This window comes from Clostridium puniceum, assembly GCF_002006345.1.
Taxonomy (GTDB): domain Bacteria; phylum Bacillota; class Clostridia; order Clostridiales; family Clostridiaceae; genus Clostridium; species Clostridium puniceum.
The window spans coordinates 22,396-32,062 of the sequence record NZ_LZZM01000211.1; the positions used below are offsets into that span (position 1 = coordinate 22,396).

Annotated in this window: 1 protein-coding gene; it reads right to left on the reverse strand. The window is 28.9% G+C overall.

Going from position 1 to position 9,667, the window contains the following annotated elements:
* Window positions 1–219: 219 nt before the first annotated feature.
* The gene (locus CLPUN_RS21720) at window positions 220–9,663 is read right to left on the reverse strand and encodes an amino acid adenylation domain-containing protein (RefSeq protein ID WP_278281675.1); all 9,444 of its coding nucleotides are present in this window, start codon (window positions 9,661–9,663) and stop codon (window positions 220–222) included.
* Window positions 9,664–9,667 lie beyond the last annotated feature (4 nt).

The window sequence follows — 9,667 nt, forward strand, 5'->3', positions numbered from 1 at the left end:
TATATTTCACAATTTTAAGACATTAAAGACAACAGCTGTTAATATTTATAAAAGTTTTTCATATGTAGAAATCTTACATTACACTAATCTAAATCATTAATTATTGTAAAATATTTAGATAATGTAATGTAAGTGTCCCTCTGCCATAATAGAACCTTATGGTTGAATTTTACAATTGTTATTTCATTTCTTAATTATAAATTTTTCAACTAAATCTTGCTAAAAATTAAATTCTGCTGCATCGATAATCTCGCTATCATTGTTCATATTATTAATATACATTTCTCTTTCATTATTTGAAATCATTTCAATATTACTTATATAAATATCTAGATCACTTGTTATTTGATTTAATATATTTACATAATGCTCTCCCATTTCTTCTACTGTTTCATTTCTAAATAAACTACTGCAATACTCTAATCTAAAGTCTATACTCTCTTCTGTTTCTACTGCTGATAAAGTTAAATCAAATTTCGATATATTAAGCTTTGGTTCAATTGGTTTAATTTTTTTATTCTCTCCACCAGAATTTGAACCCATATTTTCAAGTACAAACATTACATCAAATAATGGATTTCTGCCTGCATCTCTCTTTATATCTAACTCTTTAATTAAATTTTCAAACTGATATTCTGTATTTTCAAAATCTTTTAAAGTACTGTCTTTCACCTCCATAAGAAATTCTTTAAATGTTTTACTTCCTTTTGGATAATTTCTTAATACTATAGTATTCACGAACATTCCTACTAGATTCTCAGTTTCTTCATGTGACCTTCCAGCTTGAGCTGTTCCTATTATAATATCTTCTTGACCACTACGCTTTGATAACATTATGTTATATGCTGCTAGTAATATCATATACAGGGTTAAGCCTGTATCCTTTGCTATTTTATTAAGATTATTCTTTAGTTCTTTATTTACATTAAAGTTTACTAGACCTCCTAAATTACTCTTCACAATAGGTCTTTCATAGTCTGTTTGCATATTCAGTATTGGTAATTCTCCACCAAGTCTATTTATCCAATATTTTCTTTGTTTTTCTATTAATCCACTCTCTTCTAAACTATTTTGCCACTCTGAATAATCCTTGTATTGTAATAAAGGCTCTGGTAAACTTTTTCCCTCATACAATTGTATAAATTCATTTAATATTATTATTGAAGATACTCCATCAACTACTATATGATGAAAATCTACCATAAATAAATATTTTTTCTCATCGCACTTTATAATCTCTGCTCTCATTAATGGTCCTTTTCTTAGATTGAAAGGCTTAATAAAATTACTTATTCTTTCTTCAACTATTATATTTTCTGCCTCTTCATACTTAAAATCTAAATTCCATTCATTTTCTATTTTTTGTACTATCGTACCATCTACTATATCGAAACTTGTTCTTAGAGCCTCATGCCTTCTTATTATTTCAATTAGTACTTTTTCAACCTTTTCCTTATCTAATTTTTCATTTACTTCTAATATCATTGGAATATTATATACCGTATCTTGTTCATTTATTTCCCATAGCGCAAATAAGCGTTTTTCCATAGAAGATGCTTTATAATATTCTTTTTCTTCTGCTTTACTTATCTCTATATATTCTTTTGTGTCTAGCTTCTTTATTATTTTACTCAAAGCACTTATGGTATGATTTTCAAATAAATCTCTTACTTTTATTTCTACACATAATCTTTTCTTTATTTTTGCTACAATTACTGCTGCCTTTAATGAATGCCCTCCTAAATCGAAATAATTATCATTAATTCCTATATGTTCTTTTCCTAAAACTTCTTCCCATATAAATGCTAATTCTTCTTCTGTCATATTTCTAGGTGCCTCATAACTGCTATCTAAAATTGCATTTTCCTCTGGTTCAGGTAGCAGTCTTCTGTCTATCTTCCCATTTGCATTAATTGGCATCTTGTCTATTTGAACAAAATATGAAGGTATCATATAGTATGGAAGATCTTGCGAAAGATATTCTTTAAGCTCCTTTATAGTAAATTTCTTATCAGCTGTAATATAAGCACATACGTATTTTGTTCCTGTTAAATCATCTTTTGCAATAACTACTGCATCCTTAATATCAATATGATTTATAAGTTTATTCTCAATTTCTGAAATTTCTACTCTAAACCCTCTTATCTTTATTTGATGGTCTATCCTTCCTATATACTCCATTTCCCCATTAGAAAGCATTTTTACTAAATCTCCTGATCTGTAAATGCGTTCTCCTTTTATATAAGGATTTTCAACAAACTTTTCTGCAGTAAGTTCTGGTCTCTTCAAATATCCTCTTGCAACTCCTGCACCTCCCACACAAAGTTCTCCTGGAACACCTATAGGTAGAAGTTTTAGATTTTTATCCATAATATACGTAGTTGTAGTTGGTATGGGTACTCCAATATTACTTATTCCTGTTGTTATTTCATTATCAGTTATTTCCTTAAAAGTTACATGTACTGTTGTTTCTGTAATACCATACATATTTATAAGTCTAGTATCAGGATATTTATCTATCCATCTTTTCAACATTGCAGGCTTTAACATCTCACCACCAAATGTTATATATTTTATATTTAAATTATTATCTTCCTGCTTCATTTCTTCTTCAATTAAATTATAAACAGATGATGGCGTCTGATTTAGTACAGTTACTTTCTCCTTTCTTAACAGCTTTACAAATTCTGCTGGATTTTTAGTTACATTATCAGATACTACTACAAGCTTTCCTCCATATAATAATGCACCATACATTTCCCATACTGAGAAATCAAAGCAGTAAGAATGAAACATTGTCCATATTTGTTTTTCATCAAATTCATATTGCATTTTGCTATTAAACATAAGTCTAACAACATTTATATTTTCAATTACCACACCTTTAGGCTTGCCTGTTGTTCCTGAAGTATAGATAATATATGCCATACTATGTGGTGAACTTAAAGCAACTAAATTTTCTTTTTCATCTTCATCTTCTTTAATGCTTTCCGTCTCTAGTATCTCTCCTTTAAAACTTACAGTCTCAATTAATTCTTTTTGTCCAACTAATACCTGTGGTTGACTATCTTCTAACATATATTCAATTCTATCTTTAGGATAATCAGGCAAGATAGGTAAATATGCACCTCCTGCTTTCAATACCCCCAGTATTGCTACTATCATTTCTGCAGAACGATTTGTCATTATTCCTACAATTGTTTCTTCCTTAACTCCCTTCTCCCTTAATTTCCAAGCTAAGACATTTGCTTTTCTGTTAAGTTCTTTGTAAGTGAGTTGTGTGTTTTCATATATAACAGCTATATTTTCCGGGGTTCTTTCAACCTGTTCCTCGAACAATTCTTTTATTGTTTTATCATAAGGATAATCTGCTTCTACATCATTTAATTCATACAGAATTTTCTTTTGTTCTTTTAAGCTAAGCATTTCTATTTCTGATATTTTAATATCTGACTCAGCTGCTATAGAGTTTAATATGTTAATAAAATGCTCTTTTATCTTTTCTAACGTGTCCTTCTTAAATAATTTGATACAATATTCAAAGTTAAAACTAATACCATTCTCTATTTCCATTGCTGTTAATGTTAAATCAAATTTTGATACATTAAATTCTGCTTCAAGTATATTAATTTTTTCACTAGATTCTTTTGAATTCAAATCCATATTTTCAAGTACAAACATCGTATCAAATAGTGGATTTCTACTAGCTTCTCTTTTTATATTCAGCTTATCAATAAGATTTTCAAATTGATAATCCGCATTTTCAAAATCTCTTAAAGTATTATCCTTTACCTCATTTAAAAATTCTTTAAATGTTTTATTTCCTTCTGGATAATTCCTTAGAGCCACAGTATTTACAAACATACCTACAATATTTTCGAGTCCTGCCTTTGTTCTCCCTGATTCTGCTGTTCCTATTATAATATCTTCTTGACTACTATATTTTGCCAGCAACACATTATACGCTGAAAGTAATACCATATATAAAGTTGTATTTGCATCTTTTGCCAGCTTATTTAAATTATCAGTTAGTGCTTTACCAATATTAAAAATTACTCTTGAACCTTCATAACTCTGCACATTTGATCTTTCGTAATCAGTTAGAATATTCAGTATTGTTAACTCTCCCTTAAATCTGTTTAACCAATACTCCTCTTGTTTTTTTATTAATCCTTTTTCTTCTAAAGAATTCTGCCATTCTGAGTAATCTTTGTATTGTAATGCAGTTTCAGGTAATACATTGCCTTCATACAACGCTTTAAATTCATTTATCAATATGCTTGAAGACATTCCATCAACTATTATGTGATGAAAATCTACCATAAACACATATTTTTTCTCTGAACACTTTATGATTTCACATCTCATTAAAGGTGATTTTGTTAAATCGAATGGCTTAACAAAATTATTTATCTTTTCATTAACAATTGTTTCTTTTAATTCTTCATATTTAAAATCTAAATTCCATTCTCTGTCTACGACCTGTACTATTTCGTCATCTACTATTTTAAATTTAGTTCTTAATGATTCATGCCTTCTTATTAATTCATTTAATACAATTTGAACCTTTTTTTCATCCAATTCTTTATTTATTTCAAATATCATTGGGATATTATACACCGTATTATCTTTGTCCATTTCCCATAATGCAAATAACCGCTGTTCTGCTGAAGATGCTTTATAGTACTCCTTTTCTCCTGCTTTGTATATTGAGATAGACTCTTTTTTCTCTGATTTTTCTATTAATCTACTTAAAGCATTTATAGTAGGATTTTCAAATAACACTCTTACAGTTATATCTACACAGAATTCTTTGTTTATTTTAGAGGTGATCATTGCCGCATTTAATGAATGCCCTCCTAAATCAAAATAATTATCATTAATTCCTATATGCTCTTTTCCTAAAACTTCTTCCCATATAGCCACTAATTTTTCTTCTATTTTATTTTTAGCTGCTTCATAACTGCTATCTAAAATTGCATTTTCCTCTGGTTCAGGTAGCAGTCTTCTGTCTATCTTCCCATTTGCATTAATTGGCATCTTGTCTATTTGAACAAAATATGAAGGTATCATATAGTATGGAAGATCTTGCGAAAGATATTCTTTAAGCTCCTTTATAGTAAATTTCTTATCAGCTGTAATATAAGCACATACGTATTTTGTTCCTGTTAAATCATCTTTTGCAATAACTACTGCATCCTTAATATCAATATGATTTATAAGTTTATTCTCAATTTCTGAAATTTCTACTCTAAACCCTCTTATCTTTATTTGATGGTCTATCCTTCCTATATACTCCATTTCCCCATTAGAAAGCATTTTTACTAAATCTCCTGATCTGTAAATGCGTTCTCCTTTTATATAAGGATTTTCAACAAACTTTTCTGCAGTAAGTTCTGGTCTCTTCAAATATCCTCTTGCAACTCCTGCACCTCCCACACAAAGTTCTCCTGGAACACCTATAGGTAGAAGTTTTAGATTTTTATCCATAATATACGTAGTTGTAGTTGGTATGGGTACTCCAATATTACTTATTCCTGTTGTTATTTCATTATCAGTTATTTCCTTAAAAGTTACATGTACTGTTGTTTCTGTAATACCATACATATTTATAAGTCTAGTATCAGGATATTTATCTATCCATCTTTTCAACATTGCAGGCTTTAACATCTCACCACCAAATGTTATATATTTTATATTTAAATTATTATCTTCCTGCTTCATTTCTTCTTCAATTAAATTATAAACAGATGATGGCGTCTGATTTAGTACAGTTACTTTCTCCTTTCTTAACAGCTTTACAAATTCTGCTGGATTTTTAGTTACATTATCAGATACTACTACAAGCTTTCCTCCATATAATAATGCACCATACATTTCCCATACTGAGAAATCAAAGCAGTAAGAATGAAACATTGTCCATATTTGTTTTTCATCAAATTCATATTGCATTTTGCTATTAAACATAAGTCTAACAACATTTATATTTTCAATTACCACACCTTTAGGCTTGCCTGTTGTTCCTGAAGTATAGATAATATATGCCATACTATGTGGTGAACTTAAAGCAACTAAATTTTCTTTTTCATCTTCATCTTCATCTTCTTTAATGCTTTCTGTCTCTAGTATCTCTCCTTTAAAACTTACAGTCTCAATTAATTCTTTTTGTCCAACTAATACCTGTGGTTGACTATCTTCTAACATATATTCAATTCTATCTTTAGGATAATCAGGCAAGATAGGTAAATATGCACCTCCTGCTTTCAATACCCCCAGTATTGCTACTATCATTTCTGCAGAACGATTTGTCATTATTCCTACAATTGTTTCTTCCTTAACTCCCTTCTCCCTTAATTTCCAAGCTAAGACATTTGCTTTTCTGTTAAGTTCTTTGTAAGTGAGTTGTGTGTTTTCATATATAACAGCTATATTTTCCGGGGTTCTTTCAACCTGTTCCTCGAATAATTCTTTTATTGTTTTATTATAAGGATAATCTGCTTCTACATCATTTAATTCATACAGAATTTTCTTTTGTTCTTTTAAGCTAAGCATTTCTGTTTCTGATATTTTAATATCTGGCTTATCTATTATACAATTTAATATATTATATAAGTTATTTTTTATAGCTCTTATAGTCTCTTTACTATAAATATTGCTGTTATATTGTATTTTTATAGACAATTTATCACTTGGTATTATCAGAAGTTGTAAATCATAATTTGTCTGCTCAAATGTTTTAAAGTCTATCATATCTATTTCAGATTTCTTATCCATACCAGAATTCATATTTTTTTTGTCAATAGGATAATTTTCATATACTACAACATGATTAATAAGTTTATTCTTCATAGTTGTTAAAGACTGCACTTCTGCTAATGAACAATATCCATACGTATTAGCTTCAATAAAATCGTTATTTAGTTTTTTTGCTAATTCTTTAAATTCTGTATTGTCATCTCCTTTTACTCTTACAGGTACTGCATTTATAAACAATCCCATCATAGTTTCTATTCCTTCAATTTCACTTGGTCTTCCAGAAATTACAGAACCAAATACTACATCATTGGTATTGTTATATTTTTGTAATAATACTGCCCATGCAGTTTGGATTAGTGAATTTAATGTTATATTATTTTTCTCTGATAGCTTTCTAAATTCTGATGTGAGTATATCATCTAATACAATTGAATCTTCTCCATTATTAAAACCAGTTAGTTTATTATTTAACTTAGGAATTACTGATTCTTGTTCATATCCTGAAAGGTATACTTTCCAGTATTCTAACGCTTCAGCTTTATCTTGTTTATCAAGCCATTCCAAGTAATTACTATATGGTACAGTCTCATCAATTACTATATTTTTTTCGCCTTCACAGAAAGCTTTATACAAGCTAACTATATCCCTCATTATTATTCCTATGCACCAGCCATCCATAATTATATGATGGAAACTGTAAATCAATTTATATCTATTATCTTTTGTCTTTATTACTGATATCCTGATTAAGCAGTCATTGGTTAGATCAAACCCTTTATCTCTATCCTGCCTTTTAAAGTTTTCTATATACTCTTCCTGCTTTGAATCCGCTAAAGTGGTTATATCCTCATAATTTATTAACATTTCCCTTTTGCTTAAAACTGCCTGCTTAGGTTTACTTATATCGCCATAGAAAAATGCGGTTCTTAATACCTCATATTTTTCTATAAGAGTATTAAATACTTTATTTAATACTTCTACTCTTAGTGTTCCTTCAAGAGTAAATACGCTTTGCTCAAAATATGCATGAGATTTTTTATCAAGTATTAAATTGTACAGCATACCTTCCTGCATAGGTGCTAAAGAATGAATTTTTTCTATATCTTTTTCACTAGATAACATTTTATTTAAATCTTCTATGCTTAATTCATTATCGCCATAATCCCAAGGTGTTTTTTGTGTTTCTTTCTTACTTTCACAATGTTCTACAACTTTAATTAAATTTTTCTTATATTCTTCTAATAAATTAGCTACTGTCTCTTCCTTATATTCCTTAGTACTATAATTTAAAAATAATTCTAATTTTCCTTCTGAAACAAGCCCATTTATTTCTATAGAATTTAATTTTTTGTTTGCAGTTGAAACAGCCATACCACCTGTTAATTCAGAATATCTAAATGAATCTTTGCTTTCCTTATATACAAATTCTCCAAGGTAATTAAAACTTATTTCTGGTTTTAGTTTAAATGAATTATCCTTATTATTTTGGTTATTTGTCAAATATTTCAATATACCATAACCTACACCATTGTTAGGTATATGTCTTAGAGTTTCTTTGGTATATTGAATAGAATATGATATATCTTCACTGTAAGTCATATCTAAAATTACTGGATACATAGACGTGAACCATCCTATTGTCCTATCTATAGAAACATCTTTTAGAATTTCTTCTCTTCCATGACCTTCTAGACTTATAAGTACCTTATCATTTCTACTCCATTCTTTAACAGCTAATCCTAGGGAACAAAGTAATATATCATTTATTTGAGTATTATAGGCTGCACTTGTTTTTCTAAGAAGTCGTTCCGTTTCTTCTTTTGAAAAACTTATAGAAATACTTTGGCTTTCTCCAAGGGTGCTTTCAGTTTTTTCAAAATCCCTTGGAATTTCTCTTATTTCAGTATTCTCTATAGATTTCCAGTATTCTAATTCCTTTAGAATTTCTTTACTATTTGCATATTCTAAAAGTTTTCTTGTCCACTCTTTATAAGAAGTAGTTTTTTTAGGTAATATTATTTCTTCATCATTCTCTATAGCTTTATAAAGATTTTCTAAATCTTCAAGTAATATTCTCCAAGAAACTCCATCCATAACCATATGATGAATAGCTATAAGCAGATAATCCCCGTCTTTAGTATTAAATAGTCCCAATTTTACTAGGATTCCTTTCTTTAAATTCATACCTTCCTGCAGTTTACTTGATAATTCCTCTATGGTATTTTTATAGTTTTCATCTTCTCTTAAATCATATGCATCTAAAGTAAATACATCTTCTGATGCTTCCAACCCTCTATTTCTCTGCTCGATTTTATCTTTATCTTTTTCATATATCATTCTTAAAGCATCATGATGTTTTAATATTTCTACAAAAGATTTTTTTAGTATTTCTTCCTTTATGCCATCCTTTTTATAGAACACAAAAGCCTGATTCCAATGATTTTTCTCTGAAAACTCATTTTCAAAGAACCACTTTTGAATTGGTGCTAATTCTGCTTCGCCTTCAACTACACTTTGATCAACTTCATTATTTTTGTATTTAACCTTCTCACTTAATTGTTTTATTGTTGGATTTTCCATTATATCTTTAACTTGAAGGCTCATATTATACTTTTGAAGTCTTGATACTATTTGTATTGATTTTATTGAGTCTCCACCTAACTCATAGTAATTATGGCTGATGCCTATGCCTTCTATTCCTAATACTTCTTCCCATACCTTAACTAAGTATTCTTCAGTTTCATTTCTTGCTGTCTCATATTCATTTTCCATTATTTCTGATACATCTATTTCTGGAAGTTCTTTTCTATCCACTTTTCCATTTACTGTTACTGGTAATTCTTCTATCTGCATTATATAGTTAGGTATCATATACGATGGCAGCTCATTAGAAAGCTCTTCTTTTATGGAT